This is a genomic window from Lipingzhangella rawalii, from assembly GCF_031628175.1.
GTDB lineage: Bacteria > Actinomycetota > Actinomycetes > Streptosporangiales > Streptosporangiaceae > Lipingzhangella_A > Lipingzhangella_A rawalii.
Genome location: NZ_JAVLVT010000005.1, coordinates 12301 through 36748, shown reverse-complemented (window position 1 = coordinate 36748; position 24448 = coordinate 12301). Strand labels below are relative to the sequence as shown.

The following is a 24448-nucleotide window of genomic DNA, read 5'->3' as shown; positions in this document are numbered from 1 at the left end:
CGTCGTGCGGGGGAGCGCCCCCAGGGCGTGACGCCGCCGGCGGCCGTGCCCACCGATGTTCGCTTCGGTGGGTGCTGGATGGTGTCTCCCCGCTGGGGCCGTGGCCGCTTGATGTGACGTGTGTCCTGTCATCGCAGGATGGGCTGTGTATACAGTCGACCGGTGGCGTGGAGTGGGAGAACCAACACGGGGCGCCGATGAGCGGGGTGGCAACCGGTTTCGGAGTGATCGCCACCGTGGTGGCGGTGGGCTACGTCCTTGGCTGGCGTAATGTGCTGGGCGACAGCGGACGTGAGGCACTGACCAAACTGGCGTTCTACGTGGCCACCCCGGCGCTGCTGTTCGAGATTCTCTCCGATGCGGACCTGTCGGTGTTGTACTCGGCGCCGCTGGCCGTGTTGACGTTGAGCGTGGCGGTGGTGGCGGGGTTGTACCTCGGGGTCGGGCTGCTGCTCCGCTGGGGGGTGGGGCCGACGACAATGGGGGCGTTGTGCTCCAGCTACGTCAACGCCGGCAACCTCGGTATTCCCATCGCGGTCTACGTACTGGGCGACACCTCCCTGATCGGTCCGGTGATCCTGATGCAGCAGCTGCTCCTCACCCCGGTCGCGCTGACGGTGCTGGACCAGAGCAGTCGCGCTCCGGGGCACCGGTCCGGGATCCTGCGTATCCTGAGCATGCCCCTGCGCACCCCGATCGTGATCGGTTCCCTGACGGGTCTGGCCGTGGCGGTGAGCGGCTGGAGCCCACCCGCCCCGGTCGCCCAGCCCATTGAGCTACTGGCGTCCATGTCGGTGCCGGCGGTACTACTGGCCTTCGGAATTTCCCTGCATGGCGACGCGCTGCCCGGACGTGGCCCCGAGCGCGTCCCGGTGGCCCTTGCGGTAGCCCTGAAATCCGTGGCCCACCCTGCGGTGGCCTGGGCGCTGGGCAGTGTGGTGTTCGGGCTGTCCCCGGCAGAGCTGTACGCGGTGGTGATCGTGGCCGCACTGCCCGCGGCGCAGAACCTGTTCAACTATTCGTCCCGCTATGGGGTCGCCACCCGGATGACGCGGGAATCCGTGCTGCTGTCGACCTTCCTGACCGTGCCGGTGCTGGTGCTGATCACGATGCTGCTCGGCTGAGGTGGTTCAGGGGCCGGTGACCTCACCGTGATGTTCCCCGGAGGGTGTCTCCGCCGGTCCGGCTGCTCCCTGACCGAACACACGTTCCAGCAGGTGATCCAGGGACCGCTGGAGGTCAACCGTCTCGGCCAGTTCCCGAAACGCCCGCACCAGGGCGGGCTCCGGGGCGGCCTCGCGGGTCACCAGTCCGATGGTCGGGGCGATCTCCGGCCCTACCAGTCGTAGGGCCCGCAGCCCGGCGGGGAGGGCGAACAGGTGGAACCAGGCGTGCGGCATCACACTGGCCCAACCACCATCCCGCACGTGCGCGCACAGCGCGCTGACCGAATTCGTCTCAATCGCGGGGTGGGGCTCCACCTCGGCACGGTGAAACGCCGCGTTCAGAATCCTACGGTTCTGCATGTCCGGGGAGAGGAGACACAGGGGTAGCTCGGCGGCCTCCTGCCAGGTGGCCTCCCCCCGTTCGACAGCGTCGCCTGCGGTCACCAGTACGTAGCGCTCTCGGTACAGCGGCTGGGCCACCAGGCCCCCGGTGATCGGCTCGTTGTCGATATAGGTCACGCCGACGTCACAATCGTAGTGCAGGAGCTGGCGCTGGATCTCGATGGAGGTCAGCGAGGTGATCATGGCGTGTGCGCGCGGATGGGCCTGTCGAAACGGCACGGTCAGCAGTGGCAGTGAACTCAGGGTGGTGGGAATCGCGCCGATGCGTAGGCGTCCGGCGAGCTCCGGACCGCTGGCACTCACATCCTGAACCAGGGCGTCCCGCTCGGCGAGCAGCCGTTCGGCCCACCTGACGATCCGTTCCCCTTCCGGGGTGAATCCCAAGAACCGGTTGCCCCGCTGCACGATCAGTACCCCGAACTCCGCCTCGAGTTTGCGGATCCCCGCCGAGAGTGCCGGCTGGGACACGAAACACACCTGTGCGGCGCGGGCGAAATGGCGCTCCCGAGCCAGTGCGGTGAGGTACTCGAAGTGGCGCAAGAGCATGGTCGCAGCCTAGCGCGACGACGATTCACGACGGTTATCGCGCCAGTTGCGGAATCGCTTTGACCAGGATCTACGTGACCGCGACGCTGGGCGTATGCCTCGCCGCGCACCACAGCACGATGTCAGCGACGACCAGCTCTCCGTCACCACGCCCAAGAGCTCGGCGGCCGGTCTACCCGCGGTGCTGTCCTCGATACAGCACGCCCAGCAACAGATGGGGGCCAAGCGCACACTCCTGACACTGCTGAATGTCAACCAGGCCAACGGATTCGACTGTCCCGGCTGTGCGTGGCCCGAGGGGGAGAAACGGCATACCGCCGAGTTCTGCGAGAACGGCGCCAAGGCTGTGGCCGAGGAGGCCACACTACGCCGGGTCGGCCCGGAGTTCTTTGCCGAGCATTCCGTCCATGACCTGGCTGAGCGCAGTGACTACTGGCTGGGCCAGCAGGGGCGACTGACCCACCCCGTGCACAAACCCGTGGACAGCGACTACTACAGCGAGATCAGCTGGGATGAGGCATTCCAGGTGGTTCGCCGGGAGTTGGATCGGCTGCACTCCCCCGACGAGGCCGTGTTCTACACCTCGGGGCGCACCAGCAACGAGGCCGCATTCCTGTACCAACTGTTCGCGCGCATGCTGGGCACGAACAACCTGCCCGACTGCTCCAACATGTGCCACGAGTCCAGTGGTCTCGCACTCAACGAGACCATCGGCATCGGCAAGGGCAGTGTGCAGCTGGCCGATCTGGAACAGGCGGATCTGATCTTCGTGGTGGGCCAGAACCCGGGCACCAACCACCCCCGAATGTTGGGCACCCTGGAGGAAGCGAAGCGGCGGGGCGCGCGCATCATCACGGTGAACCCACTGCCCGAGGCCGGCATGATCCGGTTCAAGGATCCGAAGAAGCCCTCCGGGATGCTTGGTCGCGGCACCGAACTGACCGACCTGTTCCTCCAGATCCGCGTGAATGGTGACCTGGCCCTGTTCCAGGCCCTCGGGCGAATGTTGGTGGATGCCGGCGCGGTGGACCGGGACTTCATCGAGGCTTACACCTGGGACTATGACAGTTACGCCGCCCACGTGAAATCGCTGGACTGGGGCGAGGTACTGCTGGCCACCGGACTGAGTGAAGACGACATCGCCGCGGCGCACGCCATGGTCACCTCAGCACAGCGAATCGTGGTGTGCTGGGCGATGGGCCTGACCCAGCACCGCAACTCGGTTCCCACCATCCGGGAAGTCGTGAACTTCCTGCTGCTGCGGGGCAATATCGGCCGCCCCGGCACCGGGGTATGCCCGGTGCGCGGGCACAGCAACGTTCAGGGCGACCGCACAATGGGTATCCACGAGAAGCCAAAACCAGAGTTCCTCGATGCCCTGGCGCAGGAGTTCGGGTTTCAGCCGCCCCGTGAGCCCGGGCACGACGTCGTGGAGTCCATCCGCGCGATGCGGGACGGTAGGGCGCGGGTGTTCATGGCGGTGGGCGGCAACTTCGTCTCGGCAACCCCCGACACCGAGGTCACCGAGGCCGCGTTGCGCACCTGTGCGCTAACCGTGCAGGTATCCACCAAACTGAACCGCTCGCATGCGGTCACCGGTCGGCAGGCACTGATCCTGCCGACGCTCGGCCGAACTGAGATCGACGTGCAAGGCAGCGGACGGCAGTTCGTGACCGTCGAGGACTCGATGAGTGCCGTACACGCCTCCCGGGGGCAACTCCGTCCCGCCGCCGACACCCTGCTCAGCGAGGTCGCGATCGTCTCCCGGTTGGCTCGCACGGTCCTTGGTGCGAACTCGGCACCGTGGCGGGAGTTCGAGGAGGACTACGACCGGATTCGGGACCGGATCGCCGCGGTGGTTCCGGGCTTCCACGACTTCACCTCCCGGGCCGAGCAGGGATTCGTACTGCCGCACCCGCCACGGGACGAACGACGGTTCACCACCGCGAACGGACGGGCGAACTTCTCGGTCAACGAGCTGGAGGTGCTCCGCACCCAAGCTGGTGAACTCATCCTCCAGACACTCCGATCCCACGATCAGTACAACACCACCATCTACGGGCTCGACGACCGCTACCGGGGGATCAGTCAGGGGCGCCGCGTCGTGTTCGTGCACCCGGACGATCTCGCCGAACGCGGGATCGCCGATGGGGAAACCGTGGACCTGGTTGCCGGTGACCGGCGCGCGGAGCGGTTCCGGGTGGTGTCCTATCCCACGGCCCGCTCCTGCGCCGCGGCCTACTTTCCGGAGACGAATGTGCTGGTACCGCTGGACAGCACCGCTCGTGGCAGCAACACGCCGACGTCCAAGTCCGTGGTGATCCGGCTGGAGCGCTCCGCTCCCCGGCCGGTTAGCTGAGGCGCCCCCGGCCGGTAGCGGCTCTCGGCCGCGGGGCCGGTGTGCCCGGGGTGGGCACCGGAGGCCGCGGAGTGTCCGGGTGACCACTGCGCTATAGCGCAGTGTCGGGGTGGGATCGCGGCGGGCTGGCAGGCGAGGGTCTCCCTCCAGCCCGTGGGCTGGGAACGGCCGACGCGGGAACCCAGAGCTGGAACCACCTCGACCCCAATTTGGATATACCGATCGGTATACCTAGACTCGGCGTAGACATAAACCGATCGGTATACATGAGGTGGCTGTGCGTACGACGAAGCCGGGACAGAGCTCCCCGCACACGAAGGGGGCCACCACCCCGGGCACACCGCCTGACTCCCCCACGCGGCGCAGCGGCAAGCCACACGAATCCGGCGGCGCACTGGTGGGATCCGGGCTGGCGCTCATCGCCGTGACCTACGGATTCGCCCGCTATGCCTACGGCTTGTTCGTTCCGGAGTTCCGCACCACCTTCGACCTCTCCGAGACCCTGCTCGGCGTGATCGGCGCGGGCTCCTATCTGGGCTACTGTCTGGCGATCCTGCTCGCCCTGGTCGCCACCGCCCGCGTGGGAGCCCGGGCGATGGCCATCGCCGCCGGCCTCGTCGCGGTGGTGGGTATGAGCATCATGGCCACGGCCCCCACCGCCGGTGTCCTGGCCGTGGGAGTTCTCGTGGCCGGCAGCTCCACCGGACTCGCCTCTCCTCCGATGGGGCAGGCTGTTGCCCAGCGCATCCCGGGCCACAGCCAGGACCGGGCCAATGCCTGGATCAATGCCGGAACCAGTCTCGGCGTGTTGGTCTCGGCCCCGGTCGCGGTGTTGGCCGCGGAGCAGTGGCGGCCCGCCTGGCTCCTGTTCGCCCTGTTCGGTGGCGCGGTGCTGCTGTGGAACGCCAGGACCATGCCCGGACGGGAGCACCCAGGCGCGGAGGTCTCCGCACCCGGAACCCCCGCCACCCGCCTGTCCTGGCGTTTCCTACTCAATCGGGACGCGGTGCCACTGCTGGTGACCGCGGCCGGGGTGGGGTTCGCCAGCGCGGCCTACTGGACCTTCGCGCGTGACCTGGTGACCCAGGTCGGGCAGATGTCGACGACCGCCGGAACCGGCTTCTGGGCGGTGATCGGCATCGCTGGGCTGGCGGGCGGACTCGCCGGGGACACGGTCCGAAGGCTGGGACTGGGCGGGGCGCTGGCCACATCGGTGCTGGCGCTCGCACTGGCGACCGCGCTGCTCGCCATGGCCCCCGCGGCCATTCCCCTGGCCTACGCGAGCGCCGCGATATTCGGCGCCGCCTACATTCTGTTCAGCGGGATCATCCTGGTCTGGTCGGTCCGCGTGTATTCCGGGCGCCCTGCCGCAGGAATCGGTGCCGGGTTCCTCATGATCGCGCTGGGCCAGAGCCTCGGCGCACCCACGGCCGGCTATCTGGCCGGTGCCACCAGCATGCCCGTTGCTTTCGTGGTGTTCGCGGGGATCGCGGTACTGTTCCTGGCCTTCGGCCCCCGGCGCACCGCCCCGAGCGCCGAAGCGCCGCGCCGATTCCTCCGTCGGTGCTGGGCGTCCCGGAGGCGGGGATGAGTCACCCACCGGCGTGGGCCCGCTCCAGCCGGGCGATATCCAGCTTCACCATGTCGAACATCGCCGCGTAGGTGCGCCGCACCCGCTCGGGCTCGGGGTCGTTGAGCAACGCCGGGAGCGTCTCGGGAACCACCCGCCACGTTGTGGACCACGTTCGTGATCCCAGACCGCGGGAAGATCGAAACATAGTACGCGGCGGCCGCCTCGGCCTGGTCGTTAAACCAAAGGTAGGTCAGGCATCCGTCGGTTGCCATCGGCTTTCTCCCGGGCTCGGCGTGCTGTTTCGCCAGCACCGACCGGCCGGATGCGACAAGCCCATCGGCCCTCCGTCGGATCACACGCGCCTGGTGCTGGGGGCCCATCGGTAGCGCACACCCAGCACAGCAACCACGACCAGCACAACCCCGAGATTCAGCAATGGCCCGGCCAGCGAGAACTCGTCCTGGGGAGTGCGCAACAGATCCACGTTGAGTTGTTGGCGGATCCCCAGAGCCAGGAACAGTGCACCACCGAGAACCGCGGGAACGGGCCACGAGCGCACCCGGACGTTGACCCACCGGCCCGTGCTCACCCCGATCGCAAAGCGCACCAGGGTGCCCACGGCTCCGACCACAAGCACCGTGCCCAGGGGGTTGTACCGCCACGACGCCCCCAGATCCCCACTCATCGCCGCCCACACCGAGCGGGTTCCACCACAGGTGGGGCTCATGATCCCCAGGAAGTGGGCCGGGCCGTGCAGGTTCACCGGGGGCAGGCCGAACACCGCCATCGCGGAGCCCAGGACCAGTCCGGCCAGCGCTATCCAGACCAGGATGCGGTGCCGGTCCACTCGCTCTATACGGATCTCAACCGGGCGCCGCCACTCGGCCATCTCTCCCCCTCCACGCATGCCTGGACCCGATCATCGATACCCGTCAGTGCACCGGGCAGCACGCCAATCCCGCCAGGACCGAGCCTGTCACCGCAGCGATACCGAAGCCCGCCGGAACCACCACGACCAGCGCGCCCACGAGCAGACGCCACGGGCTCAGGGGTGGGGGCCCGTCCATGAGGCGACGCACGCGCGCGGCCGTGGCGGTTCCGGCGGCCGCGGCCGCCGCACGTCCCGTCGCCGGGGCATTCCCCTGTGCCAGCCGCAGCACCGCCGAGGCGACGGTTAGCGGTCCGTTAGCCCGGCTACCCGCGTCGTCGGCGACCAGCTCCGTGAGTCGGTCGACGGCGGCACGTCCCGTGGCGAACACCGCGACGCATCCAAAGGCGCGTTCCAGACCCCGCGCCCAGATGCGGTGCAGGTCGTGGCGCCCCCGCAGGTGTGCCCGCTCGTGGGCCAGCACGGCCGCCCGCTCGCTGTCGTCCAGGGTCTGTAGGGCCGCGGTGGACAGCACGATATCGCCGGTCCGGCCGGGCAGGCAGTAGGCCACCGGCGTCGCGTGCTCCACAACGGTGGCCGCCACCCGCTCATCCCACCAGCCCACTACGGAGAGGGTCTGCCGATGGTCCCGACCTTGGCGTGCCGTGTGATACCACTCGACGAGAACGCTGGAACAGGCACGCGCCAGGACCAGCCCGGCCAGGGCCAGCCCCAGAGTTGCCAGTGCGGCACCGCCCGGCGTGGTGTAGGCCAGTTGGAGCGCCAGCACGCATGCATGGAACCAGCCCGTGGGCTGGGTCGACTCCGGCAGCCGCGGCATCGCCAGGGCCAGCCCCAGCAGTACCGCAGCCAGGACCAGGGATCCGGTGAGCAGGTGCCACAGCCATAGGGCGAGGCGTGGCGTGTGCTGGGTCCACACGGCGCGCGCGAGCAGCGGGACCAGCACGGAACCAGCCAGGAGGAGGTAGCTTCCCAGGAGCAGTGCGGTCGTCACGCCAGGTCCTCGGGTCGTGCTCGGTGTTGCGCGTTCTCGCGCAGGGAGGCGAGGCGCGCGGAAAGTTCGTCGATTTCGGTGGGGGCCATCTGGTCCACGAACCTGGCGAGAGCGGCGCCACGGTTGTCCGTCTCATCCAGGGCGTGGCGCATCAGGCCGGCAACGTAGTCCTCCCGGGTGGCTCTCGGCCAGTACTGGTGGGCGCGCCCGGCCAGGCTGCGGTCCAGCCAGCCTTTGCCGTGCAAGATGTTCAGCACGGTCTGGACCGTGGTGAAGGCCGGTGGCTGTTCCCGGGTGAGCTGTGCGCGCACCTCACGGACCGTCAGTGGCCCCCGGGCGTTCCAGAGAACCTCCATCAGCTGGGCCTCCAGCTCGCCGAACCGTCGAACCACGCGTGTTGTCTCCCCTCTGTTCGCCGTCGGGGCCACCTACTCGAGATCGACCTTGCGTTGCAGGTACTCTTCCCGGTCGATCTCCCCGGCAGCGTAGCGGCGGCGCAGTTCCTCCTGCGCCGCGGAGTGGGGAGTCTGCACCGCTCCGCCGGCGGTATCCCGATGGCCGAGCCCCCGGATCAGCCACACCGCTCCCGCCACCACGCCGGCGAGCAGAACCAGGAGCACGAGCAGCCCGCCGATCATCATCCCCGGTCCCATCATTCCCATACCGCCCATCATGGCTGCGTCCTGCGCTGTGCTGCACATAGCACCGTCTCCCAACCGCCGCTGCCGCCCAGCCGCGCACTGGCAGCTGGCACGAGTCCGTTCGCAGCGCCCGGCGCGTCCCGTCAGTCCTGCACGACACTGCCCTGGTCTGCCAGTACGTCGAAGTTCTGCCCACCATCAAGGCTGCGGTACACGCCCTCACCATGGGTACCCGCATAGATCTGCTCGGGATCCTCGGGATGGATGGCGAGGTGGCCCACCGCGTCCTCGCCGACATCCCAACCCAGCTCGTCCCACTCCGAACCGCCATCGGTGCTCTCCAGGAGCCCATCGGCGACACTGTAGGCGAGCAGGCGGTCCGGCTGGGTGGAATCGTAGACCACCGCCGTCACCGGGGCGCCGGTGAACAGCGGCTCCCAGGCCGCTCCCCCATCCTCGCTGCGCAGGAGCCCCGCCTGGGTCCCGGCCCATACCGTGTCGGCGTCCTCGGGGTGGGCTGCCAGGGTCGCGGCACCCTCCAGCTGCGCCAATTCCGGGGCGGGCTCCTCATGCCAGGTCCGGCCCTCGTCGTCGCTGCGGTAGAGCTGACGGTCCCAGCCGTAGATCACCGCTCCGTCCGCACCGACCGCCATCGCGTGAAAGTCAACCTCGCCCTCCAGCGAGCGCACCTCCCAGGTACGTCCACTGTCCTCACTGACCATGAACCCGAGCGGATCGACCAGTCCACTGCCGGGGGCGGGATGGCCGCTGGAGTACAGGCGCCCCTCCTCCGTGGGATGTGCGGAGAAGCCCATGAAATCGTGCAGCTCCTCGCTGAGGATTTCCCAATCGTCCTCGGTGTCGACACCGATCAGCCCGTGGTGCGTGGCGAGGTAGGGGCGATCAGCCGACCACTCGGGCAGCTCCAGGCCGTGTACGTGGGTGAACTCCGTCACCGCGTCCTCGGGCTCGGGTTCGTCCTGAGAGCTCAACGCCCAGCCGCCCGCGGCCACTGCGGCGACCACAACAACACCGGCCCCGCCCAGGAGCCATCCCCGGCGTCGGGTCCGTCGCTGTTGTTCGCGTCGCATGCGCTCGGCGGTCTCCCGGCGGGCGCGGTTCCGCTCCCGAGCTGTCTCGCTGTTACGCCCCATCCCACTCCTTGCTGGTCGGGGAACCGCTGACCACACGCGCCGCGGGCCGGCCGTGGTCACCAACGTCCCTCGCAGTACTCCCGAACCACCCTTCACCTAAGAAGCTTAGGCGAATGGTGTGTGACCACGGTACCCCATGCCCCCTCCCTCGTTCCCTCGTCCCCGCTCCAGCTGCGAGTGAGACGCAGGGACGACCAGAGCGCGCCCCTCAGCGTGCGTCGACGGCAGCCTGATGTGACACCGGGCTCACCCGCCCCCAGGGGAAGAACCGGTCCACGGTGAGGCGCCCGCCGAGGAATCCCAGTGCCAGGGCGGTGGCACCCAGCACCAGAGGAAGCTCGAAGCTGCTACCGCCAGCGGGGTCGTAGAGCGGGTCGCCGAGGTGAGCGAAGACGTAGGCGCCGGCCATCATCGCGGCCAGCAGGGTTCCGGTGACGGGCAGGGCGAAACCCACTGCCAACGCAACCCCTCCCCCGAACTCGACCACCATCGCCACCACGGCTGCCACCTCGGGCGCCGGTACGCCAACCGCACCAAAAAACTCGGCGGTTCCGGCGACACCGTCGTCGATCTTCTGCCAGCCGTGGGCGGCGAAGACGACCCCCACGGCGATACGGGCGAGAAGCGCGGTGAACTCGGCGATTCTCGCGCGGAGACTGCCAGCTGCGCATGTGGTTGTCATGAAGCCTCCCGTTGGGCATGGTCGCTTCCAGCTGGGAACAGATTATCTTTCCAGGAAGATAACTGTCGGGTGTACTTCCGTGTTCTGGGAGTGACACACCTCATTCGTTCCTCCCCCGGTACACAGACCTCGGCCTCACCGCACAAGGTCCCGGGTGGCACTATCGGGCCATGGACGTGACCATCTGGCACCTGGAACAGACCTCACCGCAGCAGCTTCGTCCGGCGCGAGCACCGGGGCTGGACACGACTGTGGCCCGGGTCGAGGAACCACTGCCCGAGTTCAACCGCTTCCTGTACACCGCGGTCGGTGGGAACTGGCACTGGACCAGCCGTCTCGCCTGGACCTACGAGCAGTGGCGCGACTGGCTGAACCGAGACGGCGTGGAAACCTGGGTGGCCATGGCCCTCGGCGCCCCCGCGGGTTACGTCGAACTCGACGGAACCGCCCCGGGGGAGGTGGAAATCGCTTACTTCGGCCTGATGCCCCAGCGCCACGGATACGGCCTGGGCGGTCACCTACTGACACTGGCGCTGCGCCGCGCCTGGGATCTGGCGCTACGGTGGACCAGCCTGGCCGAGACCGAACGTGTGTCCGTACAGACCTGTAGCCTGGACAGCCCCGCGGCACTCGCCAACTACCAGTCCCGGGGAATGCGGATCTACCGCACCGAGACCTCGAGCAGCCCCGACCCCGGCCCTGCCATCGGCCCCTGGCCCGGAGCTCGGGCAGCCGCGCCCGCGAGTGAGAATCCCCCTGACTCCGCCGGTGCATGAGATCTGGTCTGGCCTGGTCTGCTCCACTCAGTCCCGTTCGAAGTGCACCAGCTGCTCCTCCTGGCCATCTTCGAAGAACTGGATCGTGAGCAGGTCCTCCTCCAGCAGCAGCTGCGCCGCGATGAAGCCCGCACAGTCCTCCCCCGAGGGGTCAACCTCGGCACGATAGCCCTGGTCGATGCTCTCCCACAACAGCAGGTGATACTCGCAGTCGGCGTCGTCCGCCTCGACCACGGCACTACGCTCGTCCGCTTCCAGCTCCGTCTCCCACTCTTCACCGGCGGTGTGGCCTATCCAGTCGCCCTCGAAGTCACCGCTGAAGCGGGGCAGCTCGGCAGGTATCTCCACATCCTCGATACCCTCCTCGGGAGTCTCGGCCGGGGTCGGTTCGGGCTCATCCTCGCCGCCATCACCCTCGTCCGGTCCGCTGGTGGCCTCCGCCGTGGGTCCGGCCGCGGGTCCCGCGGTCTCGCTCCCGTCGGCGTCGGTGCCCGCGCCCGCACCGGGGGCCACCACCCAGCCAGCCCCGAACCCCGCCAGCGCGCCCACCACGAACGCGGCCACACCCACCGCGGCGACCAGCCCCCCGGACCGGCGGCGCCGGGCAGAGCGGCGGTTCCGATCGGCCGCCGCGGCCTCGCCGGGTGCAGCCCCAGCACCGCGGTCCGCCGAGCCCGGAGCGGGCACGATCGGCTGGTGGGCGGTGGCCGCCGCCTCCTGCAACACCTGGGTGGCCGCTACTGGTGTGGCGGGGCGTTCCTTGCGGCCGATCAGCGACATGAGGATGTCGGTGGAGGACGGGCGGTCAGCGGGATTCTTCTGGAGGGCCGCGGACACCAAACCGTGCAGCGGCTCGGGCACGCCCGTCAGGTCCGGTGGAGCGTTGAGCACCTGGTTGAGGATGGTGGGCACGGTGTCCCCGGTGAAGGGCTGACGCCCCGTCGCGGCAAACGCCAACACCGCGCCCCACGCGAACACGTCGGTACGGGCATCCACCGGATCCCCGGCAATCTGTTCGGGGGCCATAAACGCCGGAGTGCCGATGGACGTGTTGGTCTGGGTGGTGCTCCCCGCCGACACGCGCGCGACCCCGAAGTCGATCACACGGGCTCCACCCGATCCCAGCAACACGTTCGCGGGTTTCAGATCGCGGTGCACGATGCCGGCTTCGTGGATGGCCATGAGCGCAGTTGCGGTCGCGACCGCAACACGGTGGAGTTCTCCCCCGTGCAGCGGGCCCCGCTCGGCGACCGCGGCCTGGAGCGACGGCCCGTCCACATACTCGCTGACGATGTAGGGCGGTTGGGAGGTGAAGTCGACGTCCAGCACGGCCGCGGTACAGAACGAGGCGACCTGGCGGGCAGCCTCCGCCTCGCGCACGAAGCGCTCCCGGAATCGGGGGTCAGCGGTCCCGTCCCCACTCAGCGTCTTGATGGCAATCCAGGTGCCGTCCTGGGCCTGGCCCAGATAGACAACTCCCTGTCCCCCGGTGCCGAGCCGGCCCACCAGCCGATATCCGCCCAGACTCGCGGGGTCCCCTGCCACCAACGGATCCGCCATGCCCCACCACTCCAGTGCCGTAACCGAATGCCTGCGACCCGGGACAACCTACCCAATTCCCCCTAGGACCGGTGCCGGACACCGGCCGGTCGGATCCGGCTACAGACGGCTGGAGTAGGCGTAGAGCTGCACGTCACCAGGGTCGAGATCCGGCGGGAGGCCGTCCCGGATGACAGCCCGGTGCTCGGACTCCCCCTGGGCGAACGCGTAGTCCCCGGCCAGGTCCAGGGAACGTGACCCTCCGACGATCTCCCCGTCCTCGTTGTGGAACACCGCCTGCACCGTGGGACTGTCCACGTCCCGCGGATGCTCCGAGTCCACCGTGAACTCCAGCTCCAGCTCGTCGTCGCCGGACGTGGCCGTCACCGCGGTTACGGCCAGATCCTCGACATCCGGCCCGGAGCCGGGCTCCCACCACTCGACGTCCACCACCTCGAACTCGACCTCGGCAACGTCGGCGTCGGTCAGGAGAACAAAATCACCGAGGCCCGTGTGCTGCCCCGGTTCCAGTAGATCGTTCACACCGGGGCGTAGGAGCTCGGCCATGTTCTGGTCCTGCTCGTAGGACTCCGGGATCAGGGAGTCTCCGTCGTCGTCGACGATGTCGATCTGCACACTCGCGGTGACGGCGGCTTCCTCTCCGGTGTTCTCCAGGACCAGCCCCCAGCTGACGATCGGCTCGCCAGCGGGGGTGGCGAGCACGGAGAACCCGGAATCGACGACGGCCACCGTGGCCTCGTTCCCCGGTTCGGCCGCAGCCCCGGGATCACCGGGAGCTTGCGGATCCGGGGCGGTCTCGGGTTCTGGGGCCGGATCCTGGTCATTCTCGGTGTCGGGAACCTGCGGCTCCGGTTCCTGCCCGACACCCGTGTCGACAAGAAAGTAGCCAACCACGCCCGCGATCAGCAGCAACGCAGCAAGCTGGCCGAACAGCCGCACCCGCCGACGGGCCCCACCACCCTCCGGCGGGCCGGTCGGCACACCGGCACCATCCGTGCGGCCTCCCGCCGCGTGGATGGTGCCGGGATCGTGTGGATCCCGATCGCCGTGGCTCTGCGCAGGCACGCGCCGCCCTCCCCGTCTCGGCACACAGGTGGCATCCGCATGCACAGGGTATAGCGCCGTGGCCAGCACTCCCGGACCGTGTGACCCCGGCGCCGGTTCCCAGCCCGGCTCCGGCGTCCCTGGCCCGGGACGTCACGCGGTCTATGCCCCAGCGGGAAGGGACATCCGTAGGCGCCGGGCATGGTCCCGGTAACGGGCGAGCACGGCCGAAACCACCCCGTCGTCCGTGCAGAGGGGGTCGGTCACCACATCCGCCCCGGAATGGGCCAGCCGGTCGTGGAACAGGCCGGGTGCCAGAAGCCAGGCCGCGACGATCACCCGCGGATGGCCCGCGGCGCGAAGCCGCTCGGTCACCTCGGGCACGGTGGGGCCACTGGTGGCCACATAGCCAACCACCACCCTGACGCCCAGCCGATCGGCCAGCCGGTCGGCCGCCCCCTGGACCTCACGTTGCGCCCGCGGATCGGAGGTTCCGGCCGCGGCCAGTACAACACCGTCGCCGGGTTGCCATTGGGCCCGCCGCACCCGCTGCTCCAGTGCGTCCAGGAGGCGCTCGTCCGCACCAATCGGTTCGGTAACGGTCGCCCATGCGGGGTCGGGCACCGCTTCGGCGAGCTGGGCGGGAATATCGACCCGGACGTGGTACCCGGCCGCGAGAAACGCCGGAACCACCACCACACCCGACTCCGGGGCGGAGGTGGCGTCACGGCCCGCACCGCTCGCCGTCTCGTGCAGACGCGCGGCAACGTCGCCCACGCTGGGGGCGCACACGTCGGCGAAGGCCAGCCGGACCGGCACGGTGCCGGCCTGCTGCACCCTGCGGGCCAGATCGTGGGCGGCCTGCTGGCCCCGCTGCTGGCGGGTTCCGTGCACGGCCAGCACCAGCGGTGCGGTCACGGTTCCTCCCCAGCCTCGGCTTCTGCACACTCCCCCGGATCCAGCGCCAGCCGGTATCCGCGCTTGACCACGGTCTGCACGATGCGGCTGTCGCCCAATGCCTGCCGTAGCCGGGCCACGGCCGTCTCCACCGCGTGGGGATCGCCCCCACTGTCGAGCACCCCCAGCAGCTCCTCGCGGCTCCGCACCCGGCCCGGTATCTGGGCGAGCTCCCGCAGCAGCCGCATTGGCGCCGGAGAGATCGGACACAGTTGGGCGTCCAGGAGCGCCGCATGCCCCCGGACCTGGAGCTGGTGTCCGGCAACCGGCAACACCGGGCACCGGGAGGCGAGCTCCTCCCCCAGGCGGTTGACCTGTGCGCCGATGCGGCCCCGCTGCGGCCAGACCGTGGGGATGTCCCGGTCGCGGAGCGGGCCCGCGGTCACAGGCCCCACACACATCGCCAGGACCCGTCCGCGCAGTGCCTCCTCCAGTTCCCGCCCACACCCCAGGCGCCGTGCCCGGTCCAGGGTGCCGGCGGCGGCCGGTGCACTGGTGAAGGTCAGTGCGTCCACCTCTCCGGCCACCACGGCACCGATGAGGCGGTCGAGGGGCGCGACGTCCAGGGGGGTGGTCCAGCGGTACACCGGGACCTCCACAACCTCGGCACCGGCCATCCGCAGCGCCGAGCAGAAGTCGGGCAGGGGTTCGCCGTGCAGCTGCACCGCGATCCGCAGCCCCGCCACTCCCCGCTCCAGGAGATATTCCAGGACCTCCGCGGACGACTCCGAAGGGGGTGACCACTCCTCACGCAGCCCCGCCGCCCGGACCGCGCCCTTGGCCTTCGGCCCCCGGGCCAGGATCCGGGACTGGGACATGCCCGCGACCAGTGGCGCGGCCAGGCCCCAGCTCTCGCAGGCCTCGACCCAACCGCGGAATCCGATACCGGTCGTGGCCACGACCAGATCCGCGGGACGCCGGGCGAGGTCGCGGGAGGTCTCAACCAGTCGCTCGTCGTCGCTGAGCGGCACGATTCGCACGGCCGCACCATGGATGACCTCAGCTCCCCGACGCTGGAGGAGTGTCGCCAGCTCCTCGGCACGCCGCGCCGCGGTCACGCCGATGGTAAACCCGGACAGCGGGCCCGCATCCTCCGCCAGTTGACCGGCCGGCCCCGGATCCCGGGGTGACTCCGTGAGGTCTTGACTCGATGTCATGGACTCGCCTCCCCTGTGGGCGGCACGCCCCCCGAGGGCACCGCCGTCGTCACTGCCAACACCTCCAGCACACCCTCGCGTTCCCGCACGGGCAGGGTAGCCAGCCGATACCGTTCGTCATTGAGGCAGTGGCCCGTACGCAGCGAAAATACCTGCTTGTACACGGGGGAGGCGACGGTGGGCTCGCCCTCGCGGTCACCGACGAGCCCCCGGGACATCACAGCGGCGCCGCTAGACGGGTCGATATTGTCCACGGCGTAGAGCTGTCCATCGTAGGCGCGGAACAGGGCCGCCTGGGCCCCGTTGGGCAGGAGTACGGCCACGCCGCGCTCCACGGGGAGCAGATGCTGTGGGCATGCGGGCACCCATGTCCCCGTCTCGGTGAGGGTCTGGCTGGTCATCGGTTACACCTCCGCCTGGGTGGTGCGGGTACTGGGCAGGGGCAGCAACACCGGCTCGTCGGGGATGGGCTGTTGACGTTCCTCCTGGAACCGGATGGTGGGGTCGGGCGTTTCGGGCGCGTTGACGAAGGACACGAACCGCGACAGCTTCTCCGGATCCTCGAGCACGCCCCGCCACTCGTCGGTGTAGTCCTCGACGTGTCGCGCCATGGCCGCCTCCAGCTCGGCGGCGATCCCGAGACTGTCGTGCACCACCACATCCCGCAGATGATCCAGGCCCCCCTCCAGTTCCTCCAGCCATGCGGAGGTGCGTTGGAGACGGTCGGCCGTGCGAATGTAGAACATCAGGAAGCGGTCGATGTAGCGCACCAGGGTGTCGTCGTCGAGGTCACTGGCAAGGAGTTCGGCGTGGCGGGGGGTGAACCCACCGTTTCCGGCGACGTAGAGGTTCCATCCCTGTTCGGTGGCGATGATTCCGAAGTCCTTACTGCGGGCCTCCGCACATTCCCGGGCACATCCAGACACGGCGGACTTGAGCTTGTGCGGGGAGCGCAGCCCGCGGTAGCGCAGCTCCAGTTGGATCGCCATGCGCACCGAATCCTGGACGCCGTAGCGACACCACGTGGTCCCCACGCAGGACTTGACGGTGCGTAGCGCCTTGCCGTAGGCATGGCCGGATTCGAAGCCCGCATCGACGAGACGCCGCCAGATCTCGGGCAGCTGCTCCACGCGGGCGCCGAACATGTCGATGCGCTGCCCCCCGGTGATCTTGGTGTAGAGGTTGAAATCCCGGGCAACCTCACCGATCGTGATAAGGCTCTGGGGCGTGATCTCCCCACCGGGAATCCGCGGGACCACCGAATAGGTGCCGTTGCGTTGCAGGTTCGCCAGGAAGTGATCGTTGGTGTCCTGAAGCGCGGCCTGCTCCCCCTGGAGGATGTGCCCGCCGCCGAGGGAGGCCAGGATCGAGGCGACCGTCGGCTTGCAGATGTCGCAGCCGCGTCCACGCCCATGCGCGGCGATCAGTTGGGAGAAGGTCTCGACCCCGGTGGCGCGGATGATCTCCACCAGCTCGGCCCGACTGTGGTCGAAATGCTCGCACAGGGCCGTGGACTGCTCCACCCCCGCACTGGTGAGCAGCTTACGCAACATGGGAACACAGCTGCCGCATCCGGTTCCGGCTTTGGTGCATCCCTTGAGTGCGGACACGTCACTGTTGCCCTGGCTGATCGCCTCGGTAACCTGGCCCTTGGTCACGGCATGGCAGGAACACACCTGGGCGTCGTCCGGAAGCGCGTCGATGCCCACTCCACCCTGACCACTGCCGGCGGGACTGATCATCTCCAGCGGGTCGGCGGGCAGCTCCCGCCCCACGAGCGGGCGCAGCATCGCGTAGGCGGACGCGTCACCCACCAGCACCCCGCCGCGCAGGGTGCGGGCGTCATCGGAAACGACGAGTTTGGCATAGCGGCGTCCGGGAGCGTCATTGAGGACGACGTCGAGGGTGTCGGGCTCCTCGGACAGGGCGTCCCCGAAGCTGGCCACATCCACGCCGAGCAGTTTCAGCTTGGTGGAGGTGTCGGCTTCGGCGCCGGTGAACTCGGCCTGGCCCTCCATGAGCCGATCGGCCACCACCTCAGCCATGGCGTAGCCGGGAGCGACGAGGCCGAAGCAGGTGTCGTCGACGCTGGCCACCTCCCCAATGGCGTAGATGTGTGGATCGCTGGTGCGGCAGGTGCTGTCGACCGCGACGCCGCCCCGCTGGCCCAGCTGGAGTCCACTCTGACGGGCCAGGTCGTCGCGGGGCCGGATCCCCACCGAAAACACGACAATGCCGGCGTCGAGCAGGGTGCCTGGATCCGCGCCATCCTCGCCCGCGGCGGCATCGCCGCCCAGACGGACCCGGGCCGCCTGTCCGGTGTCGTCGGGCTCGATCGCCGACAGGGTGACTCCGGTGTGCACCCGCACCCCGGTCTCCGCAATGAGCCGGCCGAGGACCGCACCGCCACCCTCGTCCACCTGGCGCGGCATGAGCCAGGGCGCCATCTCCACGACGTGTGCTTCCACCCCCAGCAGGCGTAGCGCGTTGGCGGCCTCCAGGCCGAGCAGTCCGCCACCGACGACGACGCCCCGGCCCGTGTGGGCACGCGCCCGCTGGGCCGTGTCCGTGATCTGTTCCAGATCGTCGACGGTGCGGTAGACGTGGCAGCCGGGCAGGTCATGCCCGGGAACCGGGGGGACGAAGGGGAAAGAACCGGTGGCCAGGACCAGGGCGTCGTAACTGAGGGTGGTGCCGGTGTGGGTGTGGACGGTCTGCGTCGCACGGTCGATGGCGGTGACGCGCTCCCCCAGCCGAGTGACGATGCGCTCGGATTCCTCGGTCTCCGGGAGCCGAAGCTGGGCCTCCCCAGCCCCGTCAAAGTAGGCGGACAGGGCGACCCGGTCGTAGGCGGGTCGGTTCTCCTCACCGAGCACGGTGATCTGCCACTCACCCTGGGGGTCGCGGTCACGCAGCGCCTCCACGAGGCGGTGCCCCACCATGCCGTTACCTATCACGACGAGCTGCCGCATTGCGGGCCCTCCCCTGCGGTGGTCGGCTCTGCTGTCCCCACCCAGGCAACCCGGGGGGTGTTTCCACATGGTCAGCCTGCTGTGACACGCGTGTTTCGTTGTGCTGGCATCGACCGACGCACACCCCGTGAGCCCACGCGTTCGCTGGAGGAGGCCAGGCAGGTGTCCTGGCCCGCCGTGCATGCGGTCGACAACAAGAACAGACCTGGCCGACAGACGCAGTAGCTCTGCGCCTGTCGGCCAGGTCGCGGTGACACGGTGTCCCCACCATCGGCGACGGGTGCATCCGGTGGGAAACACGCGGGCGTGCTCAGTGCGACACGGGTTCGGCGCCGTCGCCCAGCGCCGTCACGAGCGCATCCACGTCCCGGGTACAGCCCCCACAGCCGGTGGTGGCACGGGTACGCTCGGCCAGTGCCGCGCGGCTGCGGGCCCCGTCCAACCAGGCACTCTCCAGGTCACTACGCCGCACCGCGTTACAGTGACACACCGTGGGATCGGACTCTCCCGACGACGCCGGTGAACTGTCGGTGGGGGACAGGCCCAGCAGGAGGGACAACCGGTCCGCAGGTACGACTCCGTCCTCGGTGTAGAGCTGACTGATCGCTGCCGCGGCATCCGCGAACCCCAGGAGGACGGCCCCGACGATGTGGCCGGAGCGCACCGACAACTTCCCGTACCGGCCGCCGTGTGGATCCGCGACGGTGACGGTCTCGGTCACATCGGCCTGCTCTCCGGCGTCGGCTTCCGCGTCACCCAGCGCCGTCAGTTCGATGCCGGCGGCTTTGAGACGGGTGACCGCCCGGGCCCCCCGGTAGCGCGCGGCCGGGTCGACGCCGGTCAGCTGGTCGGCGAGGATCCGGGCCATCTCCCAACCGGGGGCGACCAGGCCGGCTCCGCCTCCGGAGTGTTGGGCGCAGTCTCCGATGGCGTGCACCCGCGGGGCAGAGGTGGCCAGCCGGTCATCAACGAGGACACCGTGCTCGGTGGCGAGTCCCGCCGCGGTGGCCAGTTCGGTGCGGGCCCGCACCCCGGCGGTCACGATGATCCCGTCGGCCGGCACCATGCGTCCGTCGTCCAGTTCCAGTCCGGTTCCGGGGACCCAGCGTCCGGCCACGCGCCAGGTGTGGATGTCGATGCCGAGAGTCCGCAACTGCTGGGCGAGGATGTCGGCACCGCTACGGTCCAGCTGCCGCCGCATCAGCCACGGTGCGGACTCGACCACAGCGACGCGGGATCCCGCCTCGTTCAAGCCGCGTGCGGCCTCCAAGCCGAGGACACCCCCACCCAGGACCACCAGCGGCGCGCCGGAGCGGGCCCAGGAGCGGACCCGGGCGCAATCATCCAGGTCCCGCAGTGCGGTAACGCCGTCACTGGGTGCGCCCTGGCGGTCCACCAACCCGCGGACCGGGGGAAACGCGGGCTGTGCACCGGTGGCAAGCACAAGCTCGTCATAGCGCAGCTCGGTGCCGTCGTCGAGGTACACCCGGCGAGACTGCGGGTCGACGGCGGTGACCGCACGCCCAGTGCACACCCGATCGTTGGCGTGGGTCGTGGACGGCAGAGCCAGCTCCGACTCCTCCAACCGCCCATTCACGGCGTCGGAGAGCAGGATGCGGTTGTAGGGTCCCCGAGATTCGGCACCGACCACGGTGATTCGCACCCGCTGCCCCTCTGGGTCGCGGGCACGGCACTCGGTCACGAACCGGGATCCGACCATGCCGTGGCCAATGACGACAATCTCTCGCGGGTCACTCATCCGGGCTGTCCTTCCCCTCGTCTGCGGGCACCGGCTCCAGCCGGACCGCGCTCACCTTGAACTCGGGCATGCGGCTGGTCGGGTCCAGTGCGGGGTTGGTGAGGTTGTTCGCTGCCCCCGCCCCGGCGAAGTGGAACGGGAGGAACACGGTGTCCCGCCGGCTGTGCGCGGTAATGCGTACCCGGGCCAGGGTGGTGCCGCGGGCCGAGGTCACCCGCGCCTGGTCGCCGGACCGAAGTCCGCTGCGGGCGGCCGTGTCCGGGTGCATCTCCACGACGGTTTCGGGGTCGGCCGCGGCCAGTTCCGGGACGCGTCGGGTTTGCGCCCCGGACTGGTAGTGGCCCAGCACCCGGCCGGTGGTTGCCAGCAGCGGAAACGTGGGACTGGCCGCCTCTGCCGCGGGCCGATGCTCCACCGGCAGAAACCGGGCGCGCCCGTCGGGGTGGGCGAAGGAGTCCAGGAACAGGCGGGGTGTTCCCGAGCCGTCCACGGGCGCCGGCCAGTACAGCTCATTCCCCGTATCGGGGCTCGCGACTTCCCCGGTTGACTCAACCGACGCGGCGTCCTCGGCCGCCACGTAGGACGCTGGCTGCGCAACCGGGCCGCCGGAGGATGGACCGGCTGTGCTGCGGCCGCCATCGCGGTAGGCCAGCCGGGCCGAGATGCCCGAGTAGTCCGCCGGGGCGCCACGCGTGACCGCACCCAATTCGGTCAACACCGCATCCGCCTCGCTGGGGAACCGCTCCGCGGGCTGCCCCAGGCGCACCGCCAGCTCCCGGATCACCTCCAGGTCGGTGCGCACTCCCGCAGGCGGGTTCACGGCCTGGTTGCGCCGCAGCACCCGCCCCTCGAGGTTGGTCATGGTGCCGCGCTCCTCGGCCCACTGGGCCACCGGCAGCACCACGTGCGCATACTCGCAGGACTCCGAGAACACGAAGTCGGATACCACGAACAGGTCGAGTTCGGCAAGGCGCCGACGTACCCGGACGGCGTCGGGGGCGGAGACCGCGGGGTTGGAGCCCAGCAGCCACATCGCCCGCGGCCCCTGGTCCTGTCCCAAGGCATCCAGCAGTTCGAAGGCGCTGCGCCCCGGTCCGGGAAGCTCCCCCGCATCCACACCCCACGCCGTGGCGACCCGGTCCCGGGCCTCGGGGTCGTCGATCCGCCGGTATCCGGGAAGTTGGTCCGCTTTCTGCCCGTGTTCCCGGCCCCCCTGGCCGTTTCCCTGCCCGGTGATACAGCCGTATCCGGAACCCACCCGCCCCGGCAATCCCAACGCCAGGGCCAGATTGATCCAGGCACTGACCGTGTCGACGCCCGAAGAATGCTGCTCGCAGCCACGGCCGGTGAGGATGTAGCGACTACCGGCCTGCCCGAGCAGGCGGGCGGCCGCGTGGATGTCTGCGGCGGGAACGCCGGTGAGCTGTTCCACCCGGTGGGGCCACCATGCCGCGACATGCCGCCAGGCCTCGGAGAAGCCGGTGGTGCGTTCGGCGATGTAGTCCTCGTCCAGCAGGTTCTCCACCCGGGCCACGTGCAGGAGGCCCAGGGCAAGGGCGAGGTCGGTTCCCGGGCGGGGCGCCAGGTGCATCCCACCCCGGGCCAGGGCCTGTTCGGCGGTGGCGCTGCGCCGCGGGTCGACCACGATCAAAGTGGGCGCGGTGAGGTGCCCCATCATCGGGGGCATGGTGGCGGCCGGGTTAGCCCCCGCGAGCAGCACCACCTCGGCGCCACCCAGGTCGCTCAGGGGAAAGGGCATCCCTCGATCCAGGCCGAAGGCGCGGTTCCCGGCCGCGGCCGCCGAGGACATGCAGAACCGACCGTTGTAGTCGATCTGCGAGGTCCCCAGGGCGAGCCGGGCGAACTTTCCGAGCAGGTAGCTCTTCTCGTTGGTCAAGCCACCGCTACCGAACACGGACACCGCGTCTGGCCCGTGAAACCGCCGCAGCTGGGCCATCCGACGGGCTACGTGGTCCAGGGCGGTGTCCCAGTCCACCGGCTGGAATTCGGAGCTGGTGTCCGTACGCAGCAGGGGCGTAGTGAGACGCTCGGGGGTGGTGAGCAGCTCGGCCGCCGTCCACCCTTTCCGGCACAACCCGCCCCGGTTGGTGGGGAACTGGGCCGGCCGCACCGCCAGGTTGCCACTCGGGTCGGGCTCCAGATGCATCGCGCACTGGAGGGCACAGTAGGGGCAGTGGGTACGGGTCATGACGCCACCACCGTGTCCGCGGCCGCCCGAGTGTGTCCGCGGCCACCCATTGGACCGCGCAGGTAGACGCGCCAGGTCACCAGGGCGCACACCATGTAGAAACCCAGGAAGCAGACGAAGGCGGGAGTTGCTGATCCCACCGCGGCGAACGACTCCCGAAACGCCATGTTGATCAGGACCCCGCCCAGGCCCCCGATGGCACCCACGAGCCCCAGGAGTGCTGCGGCCAGGCGTTTGGTGTCCGCAACGGCCTCCTCCCGGGCCTCTCCAGCGGCGATCCGGTCCTCGGCCTTGGCTGCGTAGATACTCGGGATCATTTTGTAGGTGGAGCCGTTGCCAATGCCGCTGAGGGTGAACAGCACCACGAAGCCAAGCGTGAACATAGCCAGTGACCCGTGGAGGGAGGCAACGATGATCACCGCTGTACCGGCCACCATGGCGAGGAAGTTCCACAGGGTCACCTGGCTTCCGCCGTAACGGTCGGCGAGCCACCCGCCCAGGGGCCGGATCAGCGAACCGATCAGCGGGCCGAGGAAGGTGACGGTGGCGGCCTCGATCGGGGTGCGGTCGAACTGGTTCTGGAGCAGCAGGCCGAAGGCGAAGCCGTAACCGATGAAGGATCCGAAGGTGCCGATGTAGAGCAGGGACATCAGCCAGGTGTGCCGGTCCCGGCACACCGCCACCTGGTCGGCGGTGTTGCCCCGCATCGAGGCGAGATTGTCCATGTAGCGCCAGGCCACCAGGGCGGCCAGCAGCAGCAGCGGAACGTAGACCAGAGGAACGACCGCTCCGGCCTGCACGCTGAACAGGGCGATCACCGCCAACCCGAGGAGCTGCACGGTGGCGACCCCGATGTTGCCCCCGCCGGCGTTGAGGCCCAGCGCGGTCCCTTTGAGCCGTTCCGGGTAGAAGTAGCTGATGTTGGACATGGAGGAGGCGAAATTCCCGCCGCCCAACCCCGCGGTGGCCGCCAACAGTGCGAACACCCAGAAGGGGGTGTCCGGACTCTGGACCAGTACCGCCGCCAGCAGCGTCGGCACCAGCAGTGCGACTACGGAGATCAGGGTCCAGTTGCGGCCACCGAAGCGGGGCACGGCCATGGTGTAGGGAATCCGAATCAGCGCGCCGACTAGCGCCACCAGCGAAACCAGCAGGAACTTCTGCTCGGCGGTGAACGCGAACCCGGTCTGGGGGGTCATGAACAGGACCAGAACGGCCCAGAGACTCCACACACAGAACCCGAGATGTTCGGCGAAGATGGACGCCCACAGGTTGCGGCGAGCGATCCTGCTCCCGCCACGCTCCCACTGGGCACTGTTCTCGGGGTCCCAGTTCCTGATCCATCGCCCCGGGCCACGCCGGATCGACGGGTCAGGGTGCGTGTCCGCTGCCATAGCCAGGTCCTCCCGGTCACCGTGTGGTGTTCGTACTCCGCTTCCGCACCTCGCGGCTCGCGGTGCTCCGTTTCGCGCTCGACGCTAGGTGCGCCCCGTTGCGCGGACGTGTCCTGGAGTAACAGCGAGGAAACAGTGACCGCACATCACCCGGTTGCGGGTTGTGCGCACCGCGGTGACGGAGACGAACAGGTCAGGCCCAACGGGCGACCCC

The 24448-nt window shown here is 69.3% G+C and carries 21 protein-coding genes and 1 pseudogene; 4 read left to right on the top strand and 18 right to left on the bottom strand.

Annotation, left to right across the window (positions count from 1 at the left end):
- Nucleotides 1-197 precede the first annotated feature (197 nt).
- Nucleotides 198-1124: an AEC family transporter gene (locus RIF23_RS11220; RefSeq protein ID WP_310912433.1), complete on the top strand. Its 927-nt coding sequence runs from the start codon at nt 198-200 to the stop codon at nt 1122-1124.
- 6 nt (nt 1125-1130) lie between these two features.
- Here RIF23_RS11220 and RIF23_RS11215 read toward each other — a convergent pair whose 3' ends face one another.
- Entirely contained in the window at nt 1131-2114 is a 984-nt protein-coding gene (locus tag RIF23_RS11215) for a LysR family transcriptional regulator (RefSeq protein WP_310912432.1), read from the bottom strand.
- Between the two features lie 94 nt (nt 2115-2208).
- Between RIF23_RS11215 and RIF23_RS11210 the strand changes: the two genes are divergently transcribed.
- Both RIF23_RS11210 and RIF23_RS11205 read left to right on the top strand, forming a co-directional pair.
- On the top strand, nt 2209-4473 hold the full coding sequence (locus RIF23_RS11210; RefSeq protein WP_310912431.1) for an FdhF/YdeP family oxidoreductase: 2265 nt from the start codon (nt 2209-2211) through the stop codon (nt 4471-4473).
- A 277-nt stretch (nt 4474-4750) separates the two neighbouring features.
- Nucleotides 4751-6064 carry an MFS transporter gene (locus RIF23_RS11205; protein ID WP_310912430.1) on the top strand — a complete coding sequence of 438 codons (1314 nt, stop codon included), beginning with the start codon at nt 4751-4753 and terminating at the stop codon, nt 6062-6064.
- 1 nt (nt 6065) lies between these two features.
- On the opposite strand, the gene RIF23_RS11200 is transcribed toward RIF23_RS11205, so the two are convergent.
- The 8 genes and pseudogenes from RIF23_RS11200 to RIF23_RS11170 all read right to left on the bottom strand — a co-directional run bounded on the left by RIF23_RS11200 (nt 6066) and on the right by RIF23_RS11170 (nt 10406).
- Nucleotides 6066-6197, bottom strand: a complete 132-nt coding sequence (locus tag RIF23_RS11200; protein WP_310912429.1) for a hypothetical protein — start codon at nt 6195-6197, stop codon at nt 6066-6068.
- Between the two features lie 46 nt (nt 6198-6243).
- Nucleotides 6244-6318 (bottom strand): annotated as a pseudogene (locus tag RIF23_RS20815) (VOC family protein); the annotation flags it as partial.
- Between the two features lie 80 nt (nt 6319-6398).
- Nucleotides 6399-6935, bottom strand: a complete 537-nt coding sequence (locus RIF23_RS11195) for a DUF2752 domain-containing protein (RefSeq protein ID WP_310912428.1) — start codon at nt 6933-6935, stop codon at nt 6399-6401.
- Between the two features lie 43 nt (nt 6936-6978).
- Nucleotides 6979-7929: a M56 family metallopeptidase gene (locus tag RIF23_RS11190; protein WP_310912427.1), complete on the bottom strand. Its 951-nt coding sequence runs from the start codon at nt 7927-7929 to the stop codon at nt 6979-6981.
- The gene (locus RIF23_RS11185; protein ID WP_310912426.1) at nt 7926-8321 is read right to left on the bottom strand and encodes a BlaI/MecI/CopY family transcriptional regulator; all 396 of its coding nucleotides are present in this window, start codon (nt 8319-8321) and stop codon (nt 7926-7928) included. The genes RIF23_RS11190 and RIF23_RS11185 overlap by 4 nt, the downstream gene beginning before the upstream one ends.
- 36 nt (nt 8322-8357) lie before the next feature.
- Nucleotides 8358-8630 carry an SHOCT domain-containing protein gene (locus RIF23_RS11180; protein WP_310912425.1) on the bottom strand — a complete coding sequence of 91 codons (273 nt, stop codon included), beginning with the start codon at nt 8628-8630 and terminating at the stop codon, nt 8358-8360.
- Between the two features lie 83 nt (nt 8631-8713).
- Nucleotides 8714-9724: a F510_1955 family glycosylhydrolase gene (locus RIF23_RS11175; RefSeq protein WP_310912424.1), complete on the bottom strand. Its 1011-nt coding sequence runs from the start codon at nt 9722-9724 to the stop codon at nt 8714-8716.
- A 208-nt stretch (nt 9725-9932) separates the two neighbouring features.
- Complete coding sequence (locus tag RIF23_RS11170; protein WP_310912423.1) at nt 9933-10406, bottom strand: DoxX family protein; 474 nt, start codon at nt 10404-10406, stop codon at nt 9933-9935.
- 170 nt (nt 10407-10576) lie between these two features.
- Between RIF23_RS11170 and RIF23_RS11165 the strand changes: the two genes are divergently transcribed.
- The gene (locus RIF23_RS11165; RefSeq protein WP_310912422.1) at nt 10577-11182 is read left to right on the top strand and encodes a GNAT family N-acetyltransferase; all 606 of its coding nucleotides are present in this window, start codon (nt 10577-10579) and stop codon (nt 11180-11182) included.
- Nucleotides 11183-11209: 27 nt separating this feature from the next.
- On the opposite strand, the gene RIF23_RS11160 is transcribed toward RIF23_RS11165, so the two are convergent.
- The 9 genes from RIF23_RS11160 to RIF23_RS11120 all read right to left on the bottom strand — a co-directional run bounded on the left by RIF23_RS11160 (nt 11210) and on the right by RIF23_RS11120 (nt 24234).
- A complete protein-coding gene (locus RIF23_RS11160; protein WP_310912421.1) occupies nt 11210-12742 on the bottom strand; it encodes a serine/threonine-protein kinase in 1533 nt (510 codons plus the stop codon).
- Between the two features lie 99 nt (nt 12743-12841).
- Complete coding sequence (locus tag RIF23_RS11155) at nt 12842-13807, bottom strand: hypothetical protein (protein WP_310912420.1); 966 nt, start codon at nt 13805-13807, stop codon at nt 12842-12844.
- Between the two features lie 141 nt (nt 13808-13948).
- Entirely contained in the window at nt 13949-14704 is a 756-nt protein-coding gene (locus tag RIF23_RS11150; protein ID WP_310912419.1) for a sirohydrochlorin chelatase, read from the bottom strand.
- Nucleotides 14701-15900 (bottom strand): uroporphyrinogen-III synthase, encoded by a 1200-nt coding sequence (locus tag RIF23_RS11145; RefSeq protein WP_310912418.1) that lies wholly within the window; start codon nt 15898-15900, stop codon nt 14701-14703. Before RIF23_RS11145 ends, RIF23_RS11150 begins: the two co-directional genes overlap by 4 nt.
- On the bottom strand, nt 15897-16301 hold the full coding sequence (gene nirD / locus RIF23_RS11140) for a nitrite reductase small subunit NirD (protein ID WP_310912417.1): 405 nt from the start codon (nt 16299-16301) through the stop codon (nt 15897-15899). The genes RIF23_RS11145 and nirD overlap by 4 nt, the downstream gene beginning before the upstream one ends.
- Nucleotides 16302-16304: 3 nt before the next feature.
- Entirely contained in the window at nt 16305-18872 is a 2568-nt protein-coding gene (gene nirB, locus RIF23_RS11135; RefSeq protein ID WP_310912416.1) for a nitrite reductase large subunit NirB, read from the bottom strand.
- Between the two features lie 310 nt (nt 18873-19182).
- Nucleotides 19183-20631, bottom strand: a complete 1449-nt coding sequence (locus RIF23_RS11130) for an FAD-dependent oxidoreductase (protein WP_310912415.1) — start codon at nt 20629-20631, stop codon at nt 19183-19185.
- Complete coding sequence (locus tag RIF23_RS11125) at nt 20624-22840, bottom strand: molybdopterin oxidoreductase family protein (protein WP_310912414.1); 2217 nt, start codon at nt 22838-22840, stop codon at nt 20624-20626. The genes RIF23_RS11130 and RIF23_RS11125 overlap by 8 nt, the downstream gene beginning before the upstream one ends.
- Nucleotides 22837-24234, bottom strand: coding sequence for a nitrate/nitrite transporter (locus RIF23_RS11120; protein WP_310912413.1), 1398 nt, complete (start codon nt 24232-24234; stop codon nt 22837-22839). The genes RIF23_RS11125 and RIF23_RS11120 overlap by 4 nt, the downstream gene beginning before the upstream one ends.
- Between the last annotated feature and the right edge of the window lie 214 nt (nt 24235-24448).